At 51.2% G+C, this 23,683-nt stretch carries 24 protein-coding genes; 12 read left to right on the forward strand and 12 right to left on the reverse strand.

Annotated elements, in window-relative coordinates:
* The first annotated feature begins 21 nt into the window (after positions 1-21).
* The 8 genes from CAFE_RS02330 to CAFE_RS02365 are packed head-to-tail and all read left to right on the forward strand — an operon-like array spanning position 22 to position 8,298.
* A complete protein-coding gene (locus CAFE_RS02330) occupies positions 22-2,043 on the forward strand; it encodes a V-type ATP synthase subunit I (protein WP_228725190.1) in 2,022 nt (673 codons plus the stop codon).
* The gene (locus CAFE_RS02335) at positions 2,040-2,534 is read left to right on the forward strand and encodes a V-type ATP synthase subunit K (protein ID WP_066642959.1); all 495 of its coding nucleotides are present in this window, start codon (positions 2,040-2,042) and stop codon (positions 2,532-2,534) included. The genes CAFE_RS02330 and CAFE_RS02335 overlap by 4 nt, the downstream gene beginning before the upstream one ends.
* Before the next feature lie 18 nt (positions 2,535-2,552).
* Positions 2,553-3,152, forward strand: coding sequence for a V-type ATP synthase subunit E (locus tag CAFE_RS02340; RefSeq protein ID WP_156989684.1), 600 nt, complete (start codon positions 2,553-2,555; stop codon positions 3,150-3,152).
* A 2-nt stretch (positions 3,153-3,154) separates the two neighbouring features.
* Positions 3,155-4,123, forward strand: a complete 969-nt coding sequence (locus tag CAFE_RS02345; RefSeq protein WP_156989685.1) for a V-type ATPase subunit — start codon at positions 3,155-3,157, stop codon at positions 4,121-4,123.
* On the forward strand, positions 4,116-4,451 hold the full coding sequence (locus CAFE_RS02350; protein ID WP_066642965.1) for a V-type ATP synthase subunit F: 336 nt from the start codon (positions 4,116-4,118) through the stop codon (positions 4,449-4,451). The genes CAFE_RS02345 and CAFE_RS02350 overlap by 8 nt, the downstream gene beginning before the upstream one ends.
* 8 nt (positions 4,452-4,459) lie before the next feature.
* Positions 4,460-6,232, forward strand: a complete 1,773-nt coding sequence (locus CAFE_RS02355; RefSeq protein ID WP_156989686.1) for a V-type ATP synthase subunit A — start codon at positions 4,460-4,462, stop codon at positions 6,230-6,232.
* Positions 6,232-7,605, forward strand: a complete 1,374-nt coding sequence (locus CAFE_RS02360; RefSeq protein WP_066642969.1) for a V-type ATP synthase subunit B — start codon at positions 6,232-6,234, stop codon at positions 7,603-7,605. Before CAFE_RS02355 ends, CAFE_RS02360 begins: the two co-directional genes overlap by 1 nt.
* Positions 7,606-7,620: 15 nt before the next feature.
* Positions 7,621-8,298, forward strand: coding sequence for a V-type ATP synthase subunit D (locus tag CAFE_RS02365; RefSeq protein ID WP_066642971.1), 678 nt, complete (start codon positions 7,621-7,623; stop codon positions 8,296-8,298).
* A 421-nt stretch (positions 8,299-8,719) separates the two neighbouring features.
* Here the strand turns inward: CAFE_RS02365 and CAFE_RS02370 are convergent, their stop codons facing one another.
* From CAFE_RS02370 to CAFE_RS02390, 5 genes are all read right to left on the reverse strand, one after another.
* Positions 8,720-9,346, reverse strand: coding sequence for an ABC transporter ATP-binding protein (locus tag CAFE_RS02370; RefSeq protein WP_156989687.1), 627 nt, complete (start codon positions 9,344-9,346; stop codon positions 8,720-8,722).
* Entirely contained in the window at positions 9,339-10,601 is a 1,263-nt protein-coding gene (locus CAFE_RS02375) for an ABC transporter permease (RefSeq protein WP_156989688.1), read from the reverse strand. The genes CAFE_RS02370 and CAFE_RS02375 overlap by 8 nt, the downstream gene beginning before the upstream one ends.
* Positions 10,579-11,592 (reverse strand): ABC transporter permease, encoded by a 1,014-nt coding sequence (locus tag CAFE_RS02380; protein WP_156989689.1) that lies wholly within the window; start codon positions 11,590-11,592, stop codon positions 10,579-10,581. The genes CAFE_RS02375 and CAFE_RS02380 overlap by 23 nt, the downstream gene beginning before the upstream one ends.
* A gap of 430 nt (positions 11,593-12,022) precedes the next feature.
* Entirely contained in the window at positions 12,023-12,250 is a 228-nt protein-coding gene (locus CAFE_RS02385) for a DUF4367 domain-containing protein (RefSeq protein WP_066645016.1), read from the reverse strand.
* 449 nt (positions 12,251-12,699) lie between these two features.
* The gene (locus CAFE_RS02390) at positions 12,700-13,257 is read right to left on the reverse strand and encodes an RNA polymerase sigma factor (protein WP_066645014.1); all 558 of its coding nucleotides are present in this window, start codon (positions 13,255-13,257) and stop codon (positions 12,700-12,702) included.
* Between the two features lie 95 nt (positions 13,258-13,352).
* Between CAFE_RS02390 and CAFE_RS20285 the strand changes: the two genes are divergently transcribed.
* Positions 13,353-13,484: a hypothetical protein gene (locus CAFE_RS20285; protein WP_267459227.1), complete on the forward strand. Its 132-nt coding sequence runs from the start codon at positions 13,353-13,355 to the stop codon at positions 13,482-13,484.
* A 261-nt stretch (positions 13,485-13,745) separates the two neighbouring features.
* Here the strand turns inward: CAFE_RS20285 and CAFE_RS02395 are convergent, their stop codons facing one another.
* The 7 genes from CAFE_RS02395 to CAFE_RS02425 form a co-directional block, all read right to left on the reverse strand.
* Positions 13,746-14,720: a PfkB family carbohydrate kinase gene (locus CAFE_RS02395; RefSeq protein WP_330593831.1), complete on the reverse strand. Its 975-nt coding sequence runs from the start codon at positions 14,718-14,720 to the stop codon at positions 13,746-13,748.
* Between the two features lie 88 nt (positions 14,721-14,808).
* The gene (gene gtfA / locus CAFE_RS02400; RefSeq protein WP_156989690.1) at positions 14,809-16,260 is read right to left on the reverse strand and encodes a sucrose phosphorylase; all 1,452 of its coding nucleotides are present in this window, start codon (positions 16,258-16,260) and stop codon (positions 14,809-14,811) included.
* A 49-nt stretch (positions 16,261-16,309) separates the two neighbouring features.
* On the reverse strand, positions 16,310-17,260 hold the full coding sequence (locus CAFE_RS02405; protein WP_066645010.1) for an alpha/beta hydrolase: 951 nt from the start codon (positions 17,258-17,260) through the stop codon (positions 16,310-16,312).
* A gap of 47 nt (positions 17,261-17,307) precedes the next feature.
* Positions 17,308-18,099 carry an alpha/beta hydrolase gene (locus tag CAFE_RS02410; RefSeq protein WP_066645006.1) on the reverse strand — a complete coding sequence of 264 codons (792 nt, stop codon included), beginning with the start codon at positions 18,097-18,099 and terminating at the stop codon, positions 17,308-17,310.
* 40 nt (positions 18,100-18,139) lie between these two features.
* A complete protein-coding gene (locus CAFE_RS02415; protein WP_066645004.1) occupies positions 18,140-18,964 on the reverse strand; it encodes a carbohydrate ABC transporter permease in 825 nt (274 codons plus the stop codon).
* Positions 18,965-19,843, reverse strand: a complete 879-nt coding sequence (locus tag CAFE_RS02420) for a carbohydrate ABC transporter permease (RefSeq protein WP_066645002.1) — start codon at positions 19,841-19,843, stop codon at positions 18,965-18,967.
* Between the two features lie 84 nt (positions 19,844-19,927).
* Entirely contained in the window at positions 19,928-21,268 is a 1,341-nt protein-coding gene (locus CAFE_RS02425) for an ABC transporter substrate-binding protein (RefSeq protein WP_066645000.1), read from the reverse strand.
* A gap of 313 nt (positions 21,269-21,581) precedes the next feature.
* Between CAFE_RS02425 and CAFE_RS02430 the strand changes: the two genes are divergently transcribed.
* The 3 genes from CAFE_RS02430 (at position 21,582) to CAFE_RS02440 (ending at position 23,677) form a co-directional block, all read left to right on the forward strand.
* Complete coding sequence (locus CAFE_RS02430; RefSeq protein ID WP_156989691.1) at positions 21,582-22,559, forward strand: LacI family DNA-binding transcriptional regulator; 978 nt, start codon at positions 21,582-21,584, stop codon at positions 22,557-22,559.
* A gap of 465 nt (positions 22,560-23,024) precedes the next feature.
* Positions 23,025-23,333 (forward strand): PadR family transcriptional regulator, encoded by a 309-nt coding sequence (locus tag CAFE_RS02435; RefSeq protein WP_066645021.1) that lies wholly within the window; start codon positions 23,025-23,027, stop codon positions 23,331-23,333.
* Positions 23,330-23,677: a DUF1048 domain-containing protein gene (locus CAFE_RS02440; protein ID WP_066644994.1), complete on the forward strand. Its 348-nt coding sequence runs from the start codon at positions 23,330-23,332 to the stop codon at positions 23,675-23,677. The genes CAFE_RS02435 and CAFE_RS02440 overlap by 4 nt, the downstream gene beginning before the upstream one ends.
* Positions 23,678-23,683: the final 6 nt, after the last annotated feature.

A 23,683-nucleotide genomic window follows, 5' to 3' on the forward strand; every position in this document is an offset into this window, starting at 1 on the left:
GGAGGGAATATCCAATTGGCAGTGATACAAATGAAACGCGTGACGCTCTGCGCGCTCAGAAAGAACCGCAAGCAGGTTCTGGAAGACCTTCAGCGCCGCGGCGTTGTTGAAATCAGCGACACCGACATCAAAGACGGAGTATTTCAGAAATCCGACCTCTCGGATTCCCGAGCCGTGTTCGCAAAGAACGTCTCTGCGGCGCGGCGCGCGCTTGAAATTTTGAACCGCGTCGTTCCGCAGAACCGGTCCATGCTGTCGGCGCTGGAAGGGAAAAAGCAGCTTTCCGCGCGGCAGTACGAGGAATTCGCGCAGCGGCACGACGAGACGGTCCGCGCCGCGGAACGCCTTGAGGCGCTGGACAGGTCGATCGCGGAAAGCCGGTCGGAAATAGTCCGCACGGAACTGGAGCGCGAGGCGCTGTCCCCCTGGATGGAGACGGACGTTCCGCTGGATTTCGCGGGGACAAAGACGACCGCCGCTTTCATCGGGTCTTTGCCGGGCGCCATGACGCGGGAGGAGCTTTCCGTCCGGGTGGCGCAGGCCGCCCCGCAGGCCGGGCCTTTTACCGCGGAGGTTGTGGGCGCTGCGCAGGATCAGACCTGCTTTTTTCTTCTCTGCGAAAAGAAGGACAGGGAAGCGTACGCCGCCGCGCTGAACGCGCTGGGGTTTGCGCGCCCCGCGGTCCAGTCGGACAGGCCGCCCAAACAGCAGGCCGGGGCGTTACAGGCCGCGGCGGAGGAGCACAGGAAAGCCATTGAACGCGGCGAAGCGGAAATTAAAAGTCTGGCCGACCGAAGAAGCGATCTGGAGCTGCTGGCGGATTATGATACCATTCGCTCCGACAAGTACGAGGTGATCGGGCGTCTCGCCCAGTCAAAACGCACGTTTCTGCTGACCGGCTTTGTCCCGGCGAAAAAGGCCGCGGGTTTGGAAGCGGCTCTGACCGGCAAATATGACCTCGCGATCGATTTTTCCGATCCGGATGAAAAAGAGGACGTACCTGTTCTTCTGAAGAACAACGCGTTTACAACTCCGGTTGAGGACGTTGTGGAGTCGTTCAGCCTTCCGGGAAAGGGAGAAATCGACCCGACCGCAATCATGGCGCCGTTTTACTATTTTCTTTACGGCATGATGCTGGGCGACGCGGCATATGGAATCATCATGACGCTGGTCACCTTTCTCCTGATGAAGAAATTCCCGCGCATGAGTCCCACCATGCATAAGATGCTGAATATGTTCTTTTACTGCGGAATTTCCACGACCTTCTGGGGCGTGATGTTCGGCAGCTATTTCGGGGACGTGGTCGACGTCGTCGGCAGCACGTTCTTTCATACAAGCGTTTCGTTACCGGCGCTGTGGTTTGCGCCGCTGAACCAGCCGATGCGCCTTCTGGTTTTCTGCCTTCTGGTCGGCGTGATCCACCTGTTCACGGGGCTTGGCGCCGGATTGTACGAGGCCGTTCATGCGGGGCGCTACCGGGACGCCCTGTACGACGTCGTCTTCTGGTACCTTCTGGTCGGCGGACTGATTATCATGCTGCTTTCCAGCAGCATGATCCGCAGTATGTTCGGCCTTTCGTTTGTCATCCCGTCGCCCGTGGCGACAGGTGCCGGGATTGTTGCCGCGCTTGCCGCGGCCGGAATCATCCTGACGGGCGGACGGGAGTCGAAAAATCCCGTCAAAAGGATTATGAAGGGGCTTTACGCCCTGTATAACGTCACGGGGTATTTGAGCGATATGCTCTCTTATTCCCGCCTGCTTGCCCTAGGCCTTGCGACGGGAGTCATCGCCAGCGTGGTCAACAAGATGGCGGCCATGGCGGGCGGCGGCGCGGTCGGCGCGATTGTCTTTATCCTGATTTTCATCGTCGGGCATACGCTCAATATCGCCATCAACATGCTGGGCGCCTATGTGCACACCAACCGTCTTCAGTATGTGGAATTCTTCGGCAAGTTTTATTCGGGCGGCGGGCGGAAGTTCAATCCATTTTCCGCAAGCGCTCATACTCAATATTATCAATTCAAGGAGGAAAATGAATCATGAACTTCTTTAACAGTCTTGGGCTTCCCCTCGCGCTTCTGGGCGCCGCGCTCGCGGCGCTTCTCCCCGGTATCGGCTCGGCAATCGGCGTTGGCAAAACAGGTCAGGCGGCGGCGGGCGTGGTGGCGGAGGACCCGTCCCAGTTCGGTAAGGTTCTGGTCCTTCAGCTTCTGCCCGGCACGCAGGGAATTTACGGCTTGCTGATCGCGTTCATCGCTCTTTCCCAGATGGGCATTCTCGGCGGCGGCGCCGCGGCCATCTCCGGCGCGAAGGGACTCTTGTACCTTGCGGCCTGCCTGCCGATGGCGCTTGTGGGTTACTACTCCGCCATCAATCAGGGCAACGCGGCCGTCGCAAGCATCGGGCTGGAGGCAAAACGCCCGGACCAGTTCGGCAAGGCCATGATTTTCCCGGCGATGGTGGAAACCTATGCGATTCTGGCGCTTCTGGTCTCCATTCTGGCCATTTCCGGCGTCGGCGGACTGAATGTTTAACGTTAGGAGAACTTGTCAATGACAGGGTTAGATAAAATCATACAGGATATCGTGTCCGAATCCGATTCGGCGGTGAACGCGCAGCTGGAAAAGGCGCGCGCGCAGGCGGAGGAACTCCGCTCAAAAGCCGAACGGGAAGCGGTCGAACAGTGCGCCGCCGTCGGCAGGCGCGCCGAACAGGAAGCAGCCATGATCCGGGAGCGGGCCGAGTCCGCGGCCGCCCTGCGGACTCGCAAGGCGGTTCTGGGCGCAAAGCAGCAGCTGATTGCGGAAATCATCGACAAGGCGAAGCAGTCTCTGTATGCCCTGCCCGAAGACGAATATTTTAAGCTCATCTTGAAAATGGCGGTGAAATACGCGCCCCCACGCACGGGGGAAATCCTCTTTTCCCCCGCGGACCGGAAAAGACTTCCCGCGGACTTTGAAAAGGCCCTGAACGAGGCGGTCGGCGGAAAAGGCGCGTCGCTCAGGGTCTCCGGGCAGACGAGAAACATCGACGGCGGATTTGTGCTGTCCTACGGCGGAATCGAGGAAAACTGCTCGTTTTCCGCCCTGTTTGACGCCCGCCGCGACGAGCTGCAGGACAAAGTGAACCGGCTCGTGTTTGCGGGAGGTTGAAAATGGCCGAAAAACAGGATTATGTATATGCAGTTGCCCGCATCCGTTCCAGAGAGCTTTCCCTTTTCAGCCAGCAGACGCTGGAACAGCTGATGGCCTGCAAAACCTATGAAGACTGCCTGCGCGTCCTTTCCGACAAGGGCTGGGACGTTTCTTCCGGCAGCGCCGAGGAAATTCTTGCGGCGGAGCGGGAAAAGACGTGGAGTCTGATGCGCGAGCTGGTCGGCGACCTTTCCGTCTTTGACGTTTTCCTTTACGCAAACGACTACCACAACCTGAAAGCCGCGGTTAAGGAAGTCTGCATGGATGCGAAGACGCCGAAAATTTATTTTGAGAACGGCACCCTGAACCCCGAGCTGATTTTGAAAGCGATCAAGGATCAGGACTTTACGCTGCTGCCCGAGCGGATGCGCGGCGCCGCCGAGGAAGCCTGTAAAGCGCTTCTTCAGAATCACGACGGCCAGCTATGCGACGTGATCATCGACCGCGCCGCGTTGGAGGCAGTGTTGGAAGCGGGGCGCGTTTCCGACAACGAGGTGCTGCGGCAATACGCCGAGCTGACCGTTGCGTCCGCCGATATCCGGATCGCGGTCCGCTCGGTTCGCACAGGTAAAACACACGAGTTTTTGGAACGCGCCCTTGCGCCGTGCTCCACTCTGGATGTGAAAAAGCTGGCGCGCGCGGCGGCGTCCGGTCTGGACGCCGCCCTGGAATATTTGGCGCTGACCCCCTACGCCGGCGCCGTTTCCGCCGTAAGGGAATCGGTTTCGGCGTTTGAACGCTGGTGCGACAATCTGCTGATGGAGCAGATTCGCCCGCAAAAACACAATCCGTTTACCATCGCGCCGGTCGCCGCTTATCTTCTGGCGCGTGAAAATGAGATCAAAACGGTCAGGATCATTTTGTCCGGCAAGCTGAACCGGCTTTCGGATGAGTCCGTCCGGGAAAGGCTGAGGGAGACGTATGTATAAAATCGCCGTACTCGGCGACCGCGACAGTATCTACGGATTCGCCTCGCTGGGATTGGAGGTCCGGCCGGTCCGCGACCTTTCCGAAGCCGCTGCGGAGCTCAGGCGCCTGGCGGAACAGGATTACGCCGTCATTTATGTGACGGAAGCCGTGTTTGAGGGGATTCCCTCGGAAATCGAACGGTATGAGTCACAGCAGTTACCGGCCGTAATCCCGATTCCGGGCGTTTCCGGAAATACCGGAATCGGAATGCGCAATGTGAAAAAGACGGTGGAGCAGGCGGTCGGCTCCGATATTATCTTCAACAGCGAAAACGAAAGAAGCAGGTGAGAAGGAAAATGAGCAAAGGCACGATCAAAAAGGTTGCCGGGCCTCTGGTCATCGCGGACGGGATGCGCGACGCGAACATGTTCGACGTGGTGCGCGTCAGCGAACAGCGTCTGATCGGTGAGATTATAGAAATGCACGGGGAACAGGCGTCCGTTCAGGTCTATGAAGAAACCTCCGGCCTGAAACCGGGCGAACCGGTGGAATCCACCGGCGCTCCGCTGAGCGTGGAGCTCGGCCCGGGCCTGATCAGCAGTATCTACGACGGAATCCAGCGCCCGCTGGAGGAAATCATGAAAATGACCGGAAACAGCCTCCACCGAGGCGTGGAAATTCCGGCGCTGAAACGCGACGTGAAATGGCATTTTGTCCCGAAGGTTTCCGCCGGCGCGGAAGTAACCGGCGGGGACGTACTCGGCACCGTGCAGGAAACGGAAATCGTGGAACACCGCGTTCTGGTTCCGAACGGGATGACCGGCACCGTCGTGTCGGTCACGGAGGGCGATTTCACCGTGGAACAGCCCGTGGCGAAAATCAAAACGGCGGACGGCGCGCAGCAGGATGTCACGCTGATGCAGAAATGGCCCGTGCGCGTCGGCCGTCCCTATAAAACCAAGCTGTCGCCCGATATGCCGCTCATTACCGGCCAGCGCATCATCGACACCATGTTCCCGATCGCGCGCGGCGGCACCGCGGCGGTTCCCGGACCGTTCGGAAGCGGCAAGACCGTCGTGCAGCACCAGCTGGCAAAGTGGGCCGACGCGGATATCGTCGTCTATATCGGCTGCGGCGAGCGCGGCAACGAAATGACGGACGTTCTGAACGAATTTCCGGAGCTGAAAGACCCGAAAACAGGCTACTCGCTGATGAAGCGCACCGTGCTGATCGCCAACACCTCCGATATGCCGGTTGCCGCGCGTGAAGCTTCGATTTACACGGGGATCACCATCGCGGAGTATTTTCGCGACATGGGCTATTCCGTCGCTCTGATGGCGGACTCCACCTCCCGCTGGGCGGAAGCCCTCCGCGAGATGTCCGGACGTCTGGAGGAAATGCCAGGTGAAGAGGGCTACCCGGCGTACCTCGGCAGCCGTCTGGCGCAGTTCTACGAACGCGCGGGGCGCGTCGTGACTCTCGGCAAAGAAGACCGCGAGGGGTCGCTTTCCGTCATCGGAGCGGTTTCTCCCCCGGGCGGCGACATTTCGGAGCCTGTTTCGCAGGCGACGCTGCGCATCGTGAAAGTGTTCTGGAGCCTTGACTCCGCGCTGGCTTACGCACGGCATTTCCCGGCCATTAACTGGCTGACAAGCTATTCGCTCTACACCGATTCGCTGGGAAAATGGTTTAATGAAAATGTTCATGAGGACTGGATGGATCTGCGGGCGAGGGTTATGCTTCTGCTTCACGATGAATCCGAACTGGATGAAATTGTCAAGCTGGTCGGCATGGATGCCCTTTCTGCGCCGGACCGCCTGAAGCTGGAAGCCGCGCGGAGCGTCCGCGAGGACTTTTTGCAGCAGAACGCTTTCAATGAAGTGGATATGTTCACGCCGCTGGAAAAGCAGTACCTGACGATGAAGCTGGTCCTGCGTTTTTACGACGATACGGTCGAAGCCCTGAAACAGGGGGCGCCCGCGGACGAACTTGTGAAGCTGGCGGTCCGTGAACGGATCGGACGATTTAAGTATATTCCGGCGGATCAGGTCGCCAAGGAATTTGATGCGATCACAACGGAGCTCGCAAAAGAAATTGAAGAGCTGCTCAGCCGAAAGGAGGACTTCTGATGCCGAAGGAATATAAAACCATTCAGGAGGTCGCGGGTCCTCTGATGCTGGTGCGCGGCGTGGAAGACGTCGCCTACAACGAGCTTGGCGAAATCGAGCTTGCGAACGGCGAGAAACGCCGCTGCAAGGTGCTGGAAATCGACGGCGGCAACGCGCTGGTACAGCTGTTTGAAAGCTCCACCGGAATCAACCTGGACAACAGCAAGGTGCGCTTTCTGGGCCGCAGCATGGAGCTCGGTGTTTCGGAGGATATGCTCAGCCGCATTTTCGACGGCCTTGGGCATCCGATTGACGGCGGGCCGGAGATTTTGCCGGAAAAACGCCTCGATATCAACGGCCTGCCGATGAATCCGGCGGCGCGCAACTACCCGCAGGAATTCATTCAGACCGGCGTTTCCGCAATCGACGGGCTGAACACGCTGGTGCGCGGGCAGAAGCTGCCGATCTTTTCCGCCAGCGGCCTGCCGCACGCGAATCTGGCGGCGCAGATCGCCAAGCAGGCGAAGGTTATCGGGACGGAAGAGCCGTTCGCCGTGGTATTCGCCGCTATCGGCATCACCTATGAGGAATCGAACTACTTTATCCAGAGCTTCCGCGAGACCGGCGCCATCGACCGCACCGTCGTGTTCGTCAACCTGGCGAACGACCCGGCTGTCGAGCGTATCGCTACGCCGCGCATGGCCTTGACCGCCGCGGAATATCTCGCGTTCGACAAGAACATGCACGTGCTTGTCATCCTGACGGACATCACGAACTACGCCGACGCGCTGCGTGAAATCTCCGCCGCGCGAAAGGAAGTTCCGGGCCGCCGCGGATATCCGGGCTATATGTACACGGACCTCGCGTCCCTGTACGAACGCGCCGGCAGGCAGAAGGGGAAGAGCGGCAGCATTACGCTGATTCCGATTCTCTCCATGCCCGAAGACGACAAGACCCACCCGATCCCCGACCTGACCGGATATATTACGGAAGGCCAGATCATTCTGAGCCGCGAGCTTTACCGCAAGGGAATCGCGCCGCCGATCGACGTTCTGCCGTCGCTGTCCCGCCTGAAGGATAAGGGCATCGGCAAGGGCAAAACCCGCGCCGACCACGCGGACACGATGAACCAGCTGTTTGCCGCCTATGCCCGCGGCAAGGACGCGAAAGAGCTGATGGTCGTTCTCGGCGAAGCGGCCCTGACGGAGATCGACAAGCTTTACGCAAAGTTTTCCGACGAGTTTGAAAAGCAGTACGTTTCGCAGGGCTATGACAGCAACCGCGGCATTGAAGAAACGCTGGACCTTGGCTGGAAGCTGCTTTCCATCCTGCCGCGCGGCGAACTCAAACGAATTAAGGATCAGTATCTGGACGAATATTACGGCAAGTTTTAGGAAGGGGGCGACGGTATGGCCGCCACACATGTGAATCCGACCCGTATGGAGCTGACCCGTTTAAAGAAAAAGCTGGTCACGGCGATGCGCGGGCATAAGCTCCTCAAGGATAAGCGCGACGAACTGATGCGGCAGTATCTGGACCTGGTTCGCCTGAACCGTTCCCTGCGTGAAAAGGTCGAGGAGGGAATCCGCTTTGCCAACCGGAATTTTGTCCTGGCCCGCGCGGGCATGCCGGACGAGGAGGTCAACGTTGCCCTGATGGCCCCGAAGCAGGAGGTTACGCTGCAGGTTTCCGACCGAAATGTCATGAGCGTGGAGGTCCCGGTCTTTGAGTATCAGACCAGAACCTCCGACCCGAACGACATCTACTCCTACGGCTTTGCTTTCACCTCCGGCGATCTGGACGACGCGGTGAAATCCCTCGCCGACCTGATGCCGGATATGCTCAGACTTGCGGAAGTGGAGAAGTCCTGCCGCCTGATGGCCGCCGAGATCGAAAAGACCCGCCGCCGCGTCAACGCGCTGGAACACATCATGATTCCCGATTTGCAGGAGAACATCAAGTATATCACAATGAAACTCGACGAAAACGAGCGTTCCACGCAGATTCGCCTGATGAAGGTCAAGGACATGATGCTGGAGCAGGCCCACCACTACAAAGAGAGGGCCGAAGAGGCTTTCGCCGGTTAGGGTTTAACAAAACGAGCGGTTTTGACCTGCTTTTTACCAAGAAGAGCTTAGCACGAAATAGAACAGGGCGGTACTGACCGGGAACATCCGGGAAGTACCGCCTTATTTGCTGAGCGCAGTGTAAATGGAGAGGGTCAGGTTTACGGCTCAGGGAAGTCCGTCACCGCAGGGTCTCCGATGTGGATAGTGATCAAATGCGGCTGTCCATTCGTCAGAGCAAAGGTAAAAAGATCGGTTTGCCGTACTCTCTCAAAGCTGCTTTACAGTTTTGCGGGAATATTGGAAAGCATAGAGGCCAAACCACCGAAGGGTATCTCTCTCTCAATCGCGCCGGTAGGGAATGTATTTCTAGCCGCGCTATTCAAGACGCTTTAAGGTCAGATGGAATTTCAGCAATACCTCCACATGGGCAAGACGTGATTTAAGGCAATTGTATAATTTTATCTGCAAACTCTCCAAAGGTTTTATTATGGGAGGAAAAAATAATAGTACAGCCCCTATTTTGTTCCTGCAAAAATAAGTCTTTTATTATGCTTTGTGTTGTCTCATCCAGCGCGCTTGTTGGCTCATCCGCCAAGATGACAGCCGGTTTGGTAATAACCGCTCTTGCAATGGCAACTCTCTGGCGTTCTCCCGCAGATAACTCCGTCGGACGGTCTTTCAGTAGGGTATTTATTTCCAGCTTTTCAGACAAGATTTCGATTTCCTTTTCAATTTCTTCTTTTCCAGCTTTCCCGATCAGCGGCAAAGCGATATTATAAAAGGCACTTTTAAAATTCAGCAATGCGAAAGATTGGGGAATAATTCCCAAATATGTGCGGCGGTAATCCGCCAGTTCCGACAAGGATTTCGTCAATTTCTTATGATTCACAAGGATATCACCGCTGTCCGGAAGATCTAATCCACCAATTAAATTCAACAAGGTTGTTTTTCCGCTTCCGCTGCGGCCGTACAAGCCGACAATGCTGCTCTGTTGTATGGATAAGGAAAAATTTGAAAAAACAACTTTTCCCCCGTACTTTTTCACCAGGTTTTTCATTTCAATCATTCTGCTCGCCCTCCACCAGGTATTTTTTCAAGTCGACATGTTGCATTTTAAAATAAATATAGACGGTCAACAAGACGATTAACAAGCCTGAAGACAGCAGAAGCTCGCCGGCATACATCAGACTTTTTGAAAGAGCCAGAATGATCAGAATGGTAAAAAAGGTCGAAGCCAAAATACAGGCAGTCATTTCCAGCATCAGCGAAAGGCTGATTTTTTGATAGGACATAAACAGAGAATAAATGGTGTAATCCACTAAATGAGCTTTTATCTGCCGGTTAATCAGCAAAATGAATGTTCCCATGCAGACAAAGAATACCAGCCATTTTCCAACGCTCAGCGCGCGGTACATTTGATTTGTTGATATTTGGGCCAGTCCATCTTCGGTCACCTTATATTTTTGGTATTCGGGTAAACCGTTGGAACTGCTGATGCGGTTCAGTTCCTCCGCAATCTCTTTAGCCGTAACGGAGGAGTCATATTCCAGTAAGCAGCTTGTTTTGTTTGAATAGTGCAGCGTCCGGAAAAAAGCATCGTCTTGATTTTTCGGAGAATCCGTGATATTGAACATGGGGAGAATCACATCCCGATCCAAATAGGAAGCAGGTCCATATCCATTTTGTTTTATATAGGAATCCTCCTTTAAAAAGCCCACCACTTCAAAGTTGAACAGGCTGAATAGATAGAGTGCTTTAAATTGATCCCCTACTTTGTAGGTTTCGGTAAACTCATGCCCAAGGAGTACCGGCACCGTATCTCCGAAATGAAGATTGTAGTCGCTTTCCTGAAATCCTCTTCCTCTATCTGTCTGCAAAGAGAACTTGCTAAAACAATTCAGGCTTAGCTGTGTGCTTTTGATTGAGGTGCTTGCATAGGTTTTCCCATTGTATTGATAAACACTTTTTTCTCCCTGAAAATGACCCTCTTCATAACCGTCACCAAATTTATCCGGTCCGCTGTAATGAACCCATTCGATAAACTGATCGTACATTTCATACATGGAAAATAATTTTGATTTTTTCATTTGCTGATCGGTATTGATCAGCGGAACAGCCTGGTCGGATGTAAACTTCCCTGAATAATCGATTAACATCATTTGCTTTTGCTTATTTGGCAGACTTGCGTGATAGAATCCATAAAAATTAAATTCATAAACAGACATGAAATAAATGCTGGCAAACAAAAGCGTATTGATTACGATGAGAATTAAAAAATTCCTTTGATTCCTTTGAACGTCATTTCTGACGCATTCTCTCATTCTTTTTCCTCCAACGAACAAAAACGATTCCAAGCGCAAGCTCGCAAAGTGCCAGATAACCGATCAACAAAATAATCAAAAAAATAATCAATGGTACAAATTTCAATAACTGAAAAATTCTTTCCGATGTAAGAAATAATAGTCCTGCTCCTGCTAAGGAAATCAAAAAGCAAAATCCTCCGTGAATGAGAAATTGTCTCCGGTTGAAACTTTTGATATCTTTTTTGTGAAAGCCTAAAATATAAAAAGTCTGAATCGTGGAACAAAAATAAACATATTGCAAATATGCGGTATAAGCAGCCATCGCCGCAATGAATAACGCGATTACCATTGTTAAGACAGAATTAAAATCGTTATATTGATAAGCCCTGTTAATATTGTTGATCTTTTCTGAAATAATATTGATTTTATAATGTGCCTTTAATTCTTTTATTGCCGAAGTTACGGCTTGTCCGGAAACCGAATCCAATAAGAACAGCGTATTTCCTTTATGATTACGGATGTTTTCCTTGTTTTTAAAGATGTATCCGTTTAATGAGTAATTATCTTTATAACCCATAACACCGACTACGGCGTATTCCGTACCGAAGAGCTTGATCTTTTTCTCTCCGTTTTTCATGTAGACTTGGGACAAACAGTTTTTTCCGACGACGGCTTTCGGAACGGAAGAGATAAAATCCTGCTCTGTAAAAAAACGTCCCTCTATGATATGAGGAACCAAAGAATCGGAATAACTGAGTAATGTTCTGATGGAATTATTTTCTAAAGAAACGTCGTAAAGCGTCACATGGTCAAGTTCGCCGCTTTTTTCTACTGCTTCAATAAAACTTTTTTCTGTCATACCTTCCACTTGGAATTTGACTGCATTTGCTGTTTTGAAATCAGCGCTAAGAATATTCACCTCGGAAGTATAGGATAAATAAATGAAAAGGAAGCATGACAATACAAAGATAAAAAAGGTGACTGCAAAATGAACGGTTTTTACTCTCATTTTATCCCTCTGATAATGGACTTGATTTTATGGAACAAGGAATGGAGAAAAATTCTCCATTCCTTGTTCCATTATTTAAAAATTAGGTTCCCCAATAAACTGCAGGATAAATTAAGGGATTATCATTCCAGGTTTCCAGGCTGACTGTAGCATAAGCATGAATTTCTCCTGTCCCCCAAACTCGTTTGCTTGATGCTAAAACTACGCCACCGTTTTCCCACCTGGTAGTTGTATAGTCTATGTAAATCCCCTAACCGCAATAGTCCCTATCAGAGACGCTGATATATTCTACTGTTGACCTGCTTTAAAAGGGCAGTCGCGGTGATTTTAGAAGTGCCGTTTTAACTTAACCCCTTTGTTTTCTAAATTTTTCCTTCTACTTATATACCGATTGAGACCCCCGTTTTGTTACAATTTTTTTTCGAAATTTTCATTTTTTCTTCATGCTTTCCGCTATCTTTACGAACTGGTCGGAAGAAATTTCGGAGCTTAGCAAAAAGCTGCTGGAAAGGTTTTCTGAAATCAAATAAGATTTGTCTCCCGAAGTATTTGCAACAAAAAGGGATGCTTTTTCTCTCTGAATTTCAACCTCTTTGCGAATAGTGTGTTCCGTATCTACCGCAATGGTTCCTTCCTTCGCTAAGGGAATCTGATTCAAAAAACTTTATTCCATAATTATTCTGGTATTCCGTCTCGTTTTTGAGCCAGCTGTAATCGTTTGTATCTCGAAAAACCCTTTCGGAAGATATGTGGGTTTTATGGCGGAGTTGCTGGATGTGGATGAAGCTATATTTAAAGAAGCATTCTTATCCTGATAATGGATGTCTACATGGCCTGATTTCCAATTTAAAAGCGTATTAAAAATAGCATTCCGAGATGCTTCCACACTAAGTAGACTCCCTACAGAAATTGGTATAATAACGGCCAGAATAATAACAATTCTCTTAGAAATTTTTCTGATACGCAACAGGATTATTGGTAATAGGCCCTTATAAACATCTTCTCAATCTTCGTTTTTGTAGTCTGAGATAATTCATAATCATTCTCTAAGTCCTTTTCAATCGGCAGTTCTTAAAATTTTCTTCTACTGCCGTCTTGAGCATCAGTTTAAAAATCTGATTGTTCATTTCGCTTTTCCTTCAATGCCTGCGATAAAGCGACTTTGGCCCGGTGAAGACGTACCCTTATATTTCCCTGTGAAATGTTAAGAAGTTCGGACATCTCCAGATCAGAATAGCCATAGACATATCTTAGCTTTAGAATATTTCTTGACTTATCGCTTAGACCAGTCAAAGCGTTCAAAATTGTTTGGTAATTTTCTTCAGATGCAAGATTGTCATAAGGAAGATCTTCCGAGGGAGCAGGTATATCACATTCATCTATAGAAATAGAATTCTGGCGCTTTTCCGCTTTTAGCATGTCATAGCAAATGTCCTTCACTAATATACCGATTAATCCCCTCGTTTTGTTACAATCCTCAAAGTTAAATTTTTGGAGTTTATCGATAATTTTTATAAAAGCTTGAGAAACAGCATCTTCTGCTTTACTTTTGTCCTTTAATATTTTCATTGCTATGTACATCATAATTCTGTAATTTTGAAGATACAGTTCTTCCACGGTACGTCGGTCATTGTCGTTTTGTATTGCCATTATGCAGAGCAGCATATATTTTCCCTCGTTTCATTCTTTATTCGATTATAACATTTCAAGATATATAATTATTAACATTATTTTAAAATTGCTAAAAATAAAAATGTCAGGTGATTTTATCCAACCAAAAAGGAGAGGCCGGGAAACCATCGGAGGAAATAGCGTTTCGGGAAAACGATATCTCGGAAGAGCGCATCATACAGGCCGGAGTCGATGCCCTGATGGCGTATCTGTTTCTCTAATGTAATTCTACAATTCAACTGGAATTGCTGTAAGGAAACATAAAAAGCGAATTGATTCCACTCTTCAAATCAAAAGGCCACCAAACTGAGCCGATTATTGGATCAGTCGGGGGCCTTACCGCTGTATTCGGCGAATTTGGTACATATCAAAAAAATCCCCCTGTAAACTTAAATTTACAAGGGGGATTTACCGCTTACAACGCGGCATTTCTACGATCAGCGCAAATTCATACGCCGAAAAGATGAACTGGGCCGGACGGATTATGCCGGCTTCAGCAGCGGCGTGCCGCTCATGCAGCGCCGTACTTCTTCTTCGGTCGGAATGGCGGAAAGCGCACCTTTCTTTGTGGCACACAGCGCGCCGGCTGCGTTTGCAAAGTCGGCCATTTTTGCCAATTCCTCAGGGAGAATTGCCGCGAGAGCGCCTTCGTACCGGCTGAGCTGGCAGATCATCGCGCCGAAGAAGCAGTCACCGGCCCCCGTGGTGTCGGTGACTTTTGTGTCGTATGTGCTGAGGGAGCCGGAACCCTTCGCACAGCGATAATAGCATCCTTTCGGACCAAGCGTGACCACTACGATCTTAACTCCGCATTCGAGAAATTGTCTGCTCCCTGCGTCAACATCATCTTTGCCTGTGAGGAACGCCAATTCCTCTTCCGATACTTTGAGCACATCCGCGTACTGCAGTCCAAACAGCATGTTTTCTTTCGCCTGTTCATCATTCATCCAGAGTGCTGGGCGCCAGTTCGGATCGTAGGTGATGATCTTCCCTTTTTCGCGGGCGTATTCCAGTGCCGTTCTTGTGGCGCTCCTTGCCGGTTCGTCCGTCATCGAAAGGGAACCAAAGTGAAAGACCTTTGCGCTGTCGATCAGGCCGAAGTCGAGGTCTTCCGGGGCCAGAGTCGTGTCGGCGCCGGGCTTGCGATAAAAGCTGAAGCTTCGGTCACCGTGCTCGTTCAGCTGTACAAACGCAAGCGTCGTAGGGACGTCATGGGAAAAGCGGAGTCCGCACCCGTCGATGCCGTGCTTGTCGAGTACATCCCGGAGAAAAAAACCGAATGGATCGCAGCCGACTTTGCCGATCAGCGCGCCTGTCCCGCCGAGCTTTGTCACAGCGGCAAGCACATTGGCCGGAGCGCCGCCCGGGTTCCTCTCAAAGAGGATGTTCCCGCTTTCCGAAGTTCCTGCGGGAGTAAAATCGATCAGAAGTTCGCCAAGTGCAACCACATCAAACACTTTGTATCCACCTCGAAAAAATTTGATTTCAGCACGATTTACGGCTTTTCACAAAAAGGTCTTCCCGCAGAGCGCGGGGCTGCAGCGATCACGCCAGAGAAAGTTTTTCCTGTGTTCCGTTTTCACCGGTATAGGTAATCTCAAACTGACGGGTTTTCAGGTCCGCGTGAAGCTGCACGGAGTATTTCTCTTTTGTCCAGCGGATTGTCAGCCTGCTTTCCAAGCCCGAATCTTCTACGGAAACTTCGCCGCCAAACGCCGGGTAACTGTTCCGAAAGCGCATGATGGCGTACATCTTTTTGAGTATGGGCCGCTTGACCTCCCGCCCAATCTCTTCCTTCGTATAATAATGTCGGTTGATGTTCCGGCCAACCTTTGTTTTTTCAAGAAATTCAATATCGTTTTTGCCGGCAAGGAGCCCTACATAGTAGACCTGAGGGATGCCCGGCGCGAAAAACTGAACCGCCCGCGCAAGCAGATAGGCGTCGTCGTTGTCGCCGAGGGCAGAGTAATAAGTGCAGTTCAGCTGGTAGACATCAAGGTTATTATACGCCACCGTATTATAAATTTTTTTGACGTTCGCGCCTTTTGAGAATAAAAAGTTGATGGTCTGGTCAATTTCTTCCTGGGTCATAAGGCCTTTGACATCCACAACGCCGATGCCGTCGTGCGTGTCAAGTGTCGTAAACTGCTTTCTCGGGCAGTTCCTGAGCCAGCTCAGCAAATTTTTATTTTTGCAGGTATAGATGGCATGAAGCAGCAGCATCGGCAGTGCAAAGTCATAAACCCAGTAGTCTTTCTCGGCCAGCTTCATCTGAATGGAGAAGTGTTCGTGGATTTCCGGCAGAATCTCAACATCCCGCTCCTTCACGGCGTCCCGGCAGAAGCCAAGCAGGTCAAATGTCTCCGGCTCCACAAAGAAGCAGTTCGTTCCCTGCTTTTTCACCGCATACGCGAAAGCGTCCAGCCGGATGATCGACGCGCCTTTTTCCACCATGTTTCGCATAGTCTCCCGCATGAAATCTTGGGTCGTCTTTGTGTTTACCGCAAGGTCGACCTGTTCTTCATCAAAGGTGCACCATATTTTTTCCGACGTCCCGTCGCGGAACGTAACGTCGATATACGGTGCACGCGGTTTGCGCTTATAGATCAGGTCGACATCCTTCCGGGTCGGCTCGCCGCCGGGCCAGAAATCCCGGTAACGGATAAACATGTCCTTGTAGGCCGACTGATCCTTTTTTTCGAGAAAATCCTGAAAATAGGCGGAGCTTCTGGAAATGTGATTAATCATAAAGTCAAACATCAGGTAATACCGGTTTGCAAGTGCTCGAATGTCGTTCCAGTCGCCGAAAGCGGGGTCGACGGCCTCATAGGTCGTCGGAGCAAAGCCGCGGTCCGCCGAAGACGGAAAAAACGGGAGGATATGCAGTCCGCCGATGATACCTCCGAAATGCTCATCCAGAACCTCGGACAATTCCTTCAGGTTTTTTCCCATGCTGTCCGGATACGTAATAAGCATGATTTGATTTCTGATAGCCATTACCCTTCTCGTCCCTCTCGTTTCCTGTGTTGATTTCCGCAGCAGCCGGTCAACCCCGGCCGGCTGCTCGTTCAAACGCCCGATTCAGGGCTGCAATATATTCCACCCGGCACCGCTCGCAAACCTCCGTGCGGTTCGCAATAAAGTCGAACCCGTGGAAGCACCCGGGGTACAGGTGAAGCTCCACCGAAACGCCGGCGCGGGCAAGTCTCGCGGCGTAGTCAATGGTTTCGTCACGGAACGGGTCCTGCTGCCCGACGCAGAGATAGGCAGGGGGCAGACCGGTCAGGTCTTCTGCGCGCGCGGGGGCTGCATAGGGCGGAACCTCGCCTGAAAAATCGCTGCCGAGGTACATCTTCCACGCGGTAATGTTGTTTTCCCGGTTCCATGCTTTCGGCATGGATTTCATGTTGATTTCATAGCAGGAAGGCGTGTCGTTCCGGTCGTCTACCATGGGGTAAAGCGGCATCTGGAACAAAACCGGCACTTCGCCGCGGTCGCGCGCCATCAGGGCAAGCGCTGCCGTCAGGCCTCCCCCGGCGCTCGGGCCGGCAATGGCGATTCTTGAACGGTCGATTTTCAGTTCGACGGCGTTGTCCGCTATCCATTTCAGACCCGCATAGGAGTCCTCGATTGCTGCCGGATAGACATGCTCCGGAGCAAGGCGGTAATCTGCCTGTAAAACGACACAGCGCGCTTCCAGTACAAAACGTTCGCAGATGCCGTCTTCATACTCCGGTTTCCCCAGAGCATAGCCGCCGCCGTGGCTCCACAGCAAAGCCGGGAGAGTTTCCTCCGTTCGGCTGACCGGCTCATAGATTCTCATGGTCAGCGGGCACTCGGGGCCGCGGATCGTGCGTGTAAAAATACGGACTTCCGCGGAGTGCTCCACCGGAGCGGGCGGAGCGGAACGGGCCGCCTCGACTCCCTCCAGCGCCATGTCTATGACGGGAGCGGCGTTCAGAATCGGCTGCAGTTCTTTCAATACAGTATCTTTCATTGAGGATGCTTCCTTATCAGTATTCTTTCAAAAACGGTGGCAGTACGTCAGATGCCAATTGCCCAAAGTGCCGCCCTGCGTATCTGTTCGTTCCAGAAATCCCAGTTATGGAGTCCCGGAGTCTCATCATACACATGTGCTACATTCTCCGCTAAGAGGAATTCGTGGTAGCGTCGGTTTTCCTCAATCAGAAAATCCTCTGTGCCGCAGGCCATATAGATGCCAGGAATTTCCGCATTCGTCTCTTTTTTCATGCGGATGAGTGCCTCTGGGTCTTTGTCGCTCCCCAGCAGCCGGCCGAGGTCACCGAACACCCGCGTGTAATACCGGTAGTCGGCCATAAAGTCCTTGTAGCTGTGGGCCGCGCCTGCAATCTGATGGAGGATCAGGGCGGAGGAAAGCGCAATGATACGGCCGAAACGGCCGTATTTCAGCCCTGTGCGGAGCGCGCCGTAGCCGCCCATTGAAAACCCGCCGATGACCGTATCCTCTTTTTCGCGGGAAATAGGAAACATTGCGCGGGTGTAGTCCACAAGCTCATTTCCAACATATTCGCCGAACAGCTCGCCTTTGTCGGTGTCATCCAGATAAAAGCTGTTATTGCCCGAAGGCATGAAAACCGCAAAGTTGTATTTCTCCGAAAGCTCCTGAATTCTGCTCCCGCAAAGCCAATCCGAGTAATTGCCCGTATATCCGTGAAGCAGATAAAAAGACTTCATCGGGCGCTCAAACGACTTCTGATCTCTGACTTCCTCCGGCGCATCCGTCGGAATCAGCGCGTTAAACACAGCCAGCCGGTCCAGAGCCTTTGAGTGAAAATTTACTTCTACCAGTGCCATAACTTTTTCCCCCTGTTCTGTTTCCGTCCGGCGGGAAAGCTTATTTTACCGCTCCCGCCGCTAATCCCTTGATGATATACTTCTGCAGGAAGAGATACAAAACCAGAACCGGAAGCATCGTCAGGATCAATCCTGCCATCAGCGGAGTGAAATCAACGCTGTAGGAAGAAAAGAAGTTGTAGGTGGAAAGCGGGAGAGTGCGCAGCTCAGGCGACTGGAGAATCAAACTCGGCAGCAGGTAATCGTTCCACATCCACAGCACGTCGAGAACGGTGATGGTGGAAACAACCGGTTTCAGCAGCGGAAGGATAATCTGGAAGAACGTTCTCACGCGGCCGCTTCCGTCGATGGAGGCCGCTTCTTCGAGTGCAAACGGAATTCCCTTGATGAACCCGTGGAACGTGAAGACGGCAAGGGAACAGCCGAAGCCGAAGTACATGAAAAGCAGCGATTCTCTCGAATCGATGAAGCCGACGGTACCATATATGGTGACCAGCGGGATCATAACCACCTGAAACGGAATCGCCATGGAAGCAGTCATGACGAAAAACAGCACCTTGTTGATTTTCCACGTAAAGCGGGCAAACAGATATGCCGTCATAGCGGAAAAAATCACGACGATTACGACGCCGACAAGCGTGATAATCAGGGAATTCACAAAGCCTGTGGCAAAACTCATTTCATCGATGGCTTTAAAGTAATTGTCAAAGTTAAACTGGGTTGGAAGGGAAAACGGGTTTTCCACAAATTCCTGAGTCGACTTGAACGTGTTCAGGATGGTGATGAGAAACGGTGACAGAAAGACAAGCAGGAGAAGCGAAAGTGCAAACATTCCTATTGCGTGAGTAACTTTTGAAGACCTCATTTACGCTTCTACCTCCAGTCTCTTCATAAACGCAGACTGAGTCAGGGCAATGACTGCGACGACAATGAACAGGATTACCGCTTCAGCCTGGCCCATGCCGTATTCATTGGAAAGGAACGCTTTCTGCACGATGTGGAACGATGCAAGTTCGGTCGATCCGTAAGGGCCTCCGTTTGTGAGGGCAAGGTTCAGGTCATAGGTCAGGAAGGAACGCGAAATGGAAAGGAACAGGCAAACCACAATACTCGATACGGAAAGAGGAAGAATCACCGAAATAATCTTGCGGAATCTACCGGCGCCGTCAATGGCCGCCGCTTCAAGAATATCTGACGGAACGCTTACAAACCCCGCAATATAAACGATCATCAGGTAGCCCATCAGCTGCCATGCGTTTACGATGACGAGTGCCCAGAATGCCTTTGTGGTGTCGGACAGCCACGATGTCTGGAATATGGCCCAGCCGTATTTCTGCCCCATGAAAGGGAGCACCTGGGTAAACAGGAATTGCCAAAGGTAGCCCAGAATCAGCCCACCGATCAGGTTCGGCGTGAAGAATCCCGTCCTGAAAAATGTTTGACCCTTGAGTCCTTTGCTTAGGATAAGGCCTAAAGAGAACGCTCCCACATTGGAAATTACAACGGTCAGGAGCGCATATTTTATGGTGAACCACAGCTGTTCCAGGTATGTCTTATCCGTCAGAATCGATTTATAATTTCCAAGACCGATGAATGCATGAGTGCCCGTCGCCATGTTCCAGTTCGTAAAGGTCAGGTAAAGACCGAACGCCAGGGGAATCAGAACAACGGCAGTGAAAGCAAACAGAGACGGTCCGCCGAAGATTAGGAAAGTACCGACGTTTTTTAACTTTTTCTGCCTCATCTTAATCAAATCCTCTTAATGGTAATATTGAAAGCAAAGGAGGGCGAAGGCCCTCCCCGTTGCTTGCAATAGTTTTTGTAATACTCAGTGAGCAGTCTGTGATTTCCAGTAGGACGTGAGTTCATCATTGAGCCCTGCACGGTCAATTTTGCCCGCAAGGTACTTGAGCATGGAGTCGCCGGTCTTCGTGTAATAGTCGGACGGCAGGTAGGTGATGATGCCGATGTTGATGGTCTTGCCGGCATCAATATACTTAGATGTACTGGCTGCGACAGGATTTGTGTTTTTGGCGGTAACATTCTTGTAGGGCAGATTGAAGCCCATTTTCTCAACAAGGGCTGTCTGGCCTTCCTTGCTCGTGAGGCACCACTTGATGAAATCCTTGGCCGCAGCCTGCTGTGCAGGAGTAGAGCCGGAGTTGTCGATGGCCCACAGCTTCGGTTCGCTGACCGGGATCTGGGAGTTGCCGTAATCGCTCGCGTTGTTGCTGAACGGAATCGGCATAACACCGAAGTCTTTGTCGATGCCCTTCAGTGTGCCGACCTGAGACCAGATCCAGTCGCCCATGAAGAAGAACGCGCACTTGCCGGTTGCAAAATCGGAAGCGTCTTTTGCATAGTCTCCCACGAGCGGGTCGTTTTTGCGGTAGTTGTACTGCTTCATGATGTCGAAGGTGTCCATTACGTTGTTGTAAATCTGGTTTTTGCTCAGATCCGCCGTGCCTTTTTCAAGGTCTCCAACGAATTTGCGGGTGTCGTCCACATTCTTGGACTGCAGTGCATAAGAGAGAGCCAGATAGTGGGCGCCAACCGACCAGTTTGCGCCGTGGATCATCACCGGCGGTACGCCGGCGGCCTGAATCTTCTTAAACAATGATGCAAGGTCGTCGCGGGTCTTAATGGTGGAAGGGTCAAACGTCGTGCCGAGAGCTTTGTTCACCACGCGGGTGTTGTAAAGCAGTCCGTAGCCCTGAACCGTGTAGGGAATGCCGATGAGCTTGTTGTCAAGCATCGCGGAGTCGATGGCGCCGGCTTGTGCAATGCCCTCATAGTAGTTCTTCTCACTCGTGAGGTCGAGGAACTTGTCTTTGTAGGTGTAGACTGTTCCGATATCCAGGTTTGCCATGGTTGCCGGCTTCTTCGAAGCGAGCAGTGACTGAAACTGCTGGATCTGCTGACCGCCGATCGGTGTCGGGATCAGTGTAATGGTCACGTTGGGGTGAGACTGATGGTAAGCGTTAAATAAATCAGTAAACTGTGTGTTCACCTCTGCGGAGGTATTAAAGAACGTAAGGGCGACATTGCCGCCGTCGCTTCCGCTTGCCGCAGAAGCGTTCTGCGAATTGCTGCCCTTTCCGCACCCTGCCAGAGATGAAAGAATAACTGCCACGCATGTTGCCAGTGCTAAAATTCTCAACTTTTTCACACAAACTCCTCCTCTGTTATTGGTTGGTGCTTATATATTAACCGTTTGACATATAGATGTCAAGTGCTTGACATATAATTTTTACATTTTATCGCGGAATAACCGTAAAAATTAAGCATTATGCACATTATATTTTAATGAAATTAATGTTTATACGAAAAAAACAATGATATACGGTTGACATATTATTCTGCTTCATCTATAATTAGTATAGGATTTTATGCAAACTTAAATTTACGGGAATCGATTTTTGATGATTCATGCCCCGGCCGTCGGGGTTCTGCTATAAAATTCAGAAACAGGAGCTTTTAATATGAGTACGCTAAAGGATGTTGCCGAAAAAAGCGGTGTTACCGTCACCACAGTGTCAAGGATGCTGAACGGCCGGGGATACATCAGTGAAAAGACCCGGGAAAAAATTAACGCGGCCATGCGTGAACTGAATTACAAACCAAATGAGCTCGCAAGGGCACTCTCGAAAAAGCGGAGCAATTTCATCGGGCTTATCGTCCCGTCGGCCAGCAACATGTATTTCTGCAAAGTTATCGATTGCGTGGAGCGCCTCGTGACGGGCAGCGGGTACAAGCTGCTGCTGTGCACCTCCAACGATGAGACAAAAAAAGAGCTGGAGTATTTCAACATGCTTAGCGCGAGCAAGGTTGCCGGCGTCATCCTTGCCAGCCATACGCAGAACATTGACCTTAGCGTTGCCATTGACGCGCCAATTATTTCTATTGACCGCATCATCTCGCCGCGCATCCCGTCAGTCTGCTCCGACAATTACCAGGGCGGCATTCTCGCGGCGGAGCACCTTATTGCGAAAGGCTGCAGAAAGCTTGCGCATATCAGCGGCAGCTCCTACCTCAACATGGAGGCAAACAAGCGCTTCTTCGGTTTTAAGGAAGTCTGCGAAAAAGAGGGAGTTCCCTACGTTGCAATCGATGCAACAGAAGAGCAGTTCCTTTCCATGCAATATGAAAACATCATCCATTCGCTCATCGACAGCAACCCGGACATCGACGGCATCTTTACTTCCAACGACATCATCGCGGCGCAGGTCATTAAAATTTGCAGCAGGCGCGGCATCCGCATCCCGCAGCAGATGAAGGTCGTCGGCTACGACGACATTGACCTGTGCAAATTCTGCACCCCGTCCATTACCACAATTCACCAGCCTGTGCGGGACATCTGCCAGCGCGCGGTGGAAAGCATTGTTCTGGAGCAGGATAAAAAGGGCATCCCGATTAGAGTAACTTACCCGGTCACCCTTGTGGAGCGTGAAAGCACCTGACCGCACGCATATTCTATGCTCAATGAAAAGCTACCCGGCCTTTCCCTTCTCGTAAGGTTTGCCGGGTGGGTTTTTTGCCGATGCTTTGGTGTGAGTCCTCCGCTTTCGCAGATGCAGCAGTTGTACTCCAAAGCGGTGATTCGGATTTTTATTTTCTGCCTTATTTCGGCCCGTCGGCGTTATGCGGCTTACCGGCCATGAACGATTAGCGCAAACTAATCTATTGCAAAGATGAAGCTTGGATCATCTTTGGCGCAATGTGTGGTCAGGCTGTTGTGTGGGTTGTGAAAGCCATACATCCCATCGGTTTCCGAATTCCGCAACCAGTCAAATGCTTGCCCGCATTCATAACCGATTCTGTTGACGGATCTACTATTATGTGTTACTATATATCGGTAATAAGTTATGAAGAATATCAGTCATACAAAATAGCAAGGAGTGATTGTGCTGGAAAACCTAACGGAGATGCTTAAAGGCGTGCTTGAGGGCTGCGTACTTGAAATGATAAGCAGGGGGGAAACCTATGGCTACGAAATCACGCGGCGGCTGAACGACCTCGGTTTCGCGGATGTTGTGGATGGAACGGTGTATACCATTCTGGTGAGACTTGAGAAAAATAAACTCGTAGACATAGAAAAAAAGCCCTCCGACATGGGGCCGCCGCGAAAATTCTTCGCGCTCAACGACGCGGGGCGTGAAGAACTGCGAAAATTCTGGGAAAAATGGGAATTCATTGCGTCAAGAATCAATGAGTTAGAGGAGAGGAAACAATGAATCTTTGGGAAACGATCACAGGCAGCGATATGACAAAAGAATTGAAAGCTTTTGAAGCACGGGCCCAAAAATTGCCCGCAGATTATCAGGCGGCATGGGAAAAAATGAAGAGCTATTTTTGGCCGCGCTCGGATTTCAGCGGCCGCAACCTTATGCCCGTTCTTGACGGAGTGCTCGGCCTGCTCGAAGAAGCGGCGGCGGACGGCCAGAGTGTCGGGGAGGCTTTAGGCGACGATATCAAAGGTTTCTGTTCGGCTCTGGCCGGTGAAGAAGGGGCAAAGTCTTTTCGCGACAAGTGGCGCGAGCAGCTCAATAAAAATATTGCTAAGAAATTAGGGAAATAGGAGGAC

Origin of the sequence: Caproicibacter fermentans (assembly GCF_009746625.1) — a bacterium.
Classification (GTDB): domain Bacteria; phylum Bacillota; class Clostridia; order Oscillospirales; family Acutalibacteraceae; genus Caproicibacter; species Caproicibacter fermentans.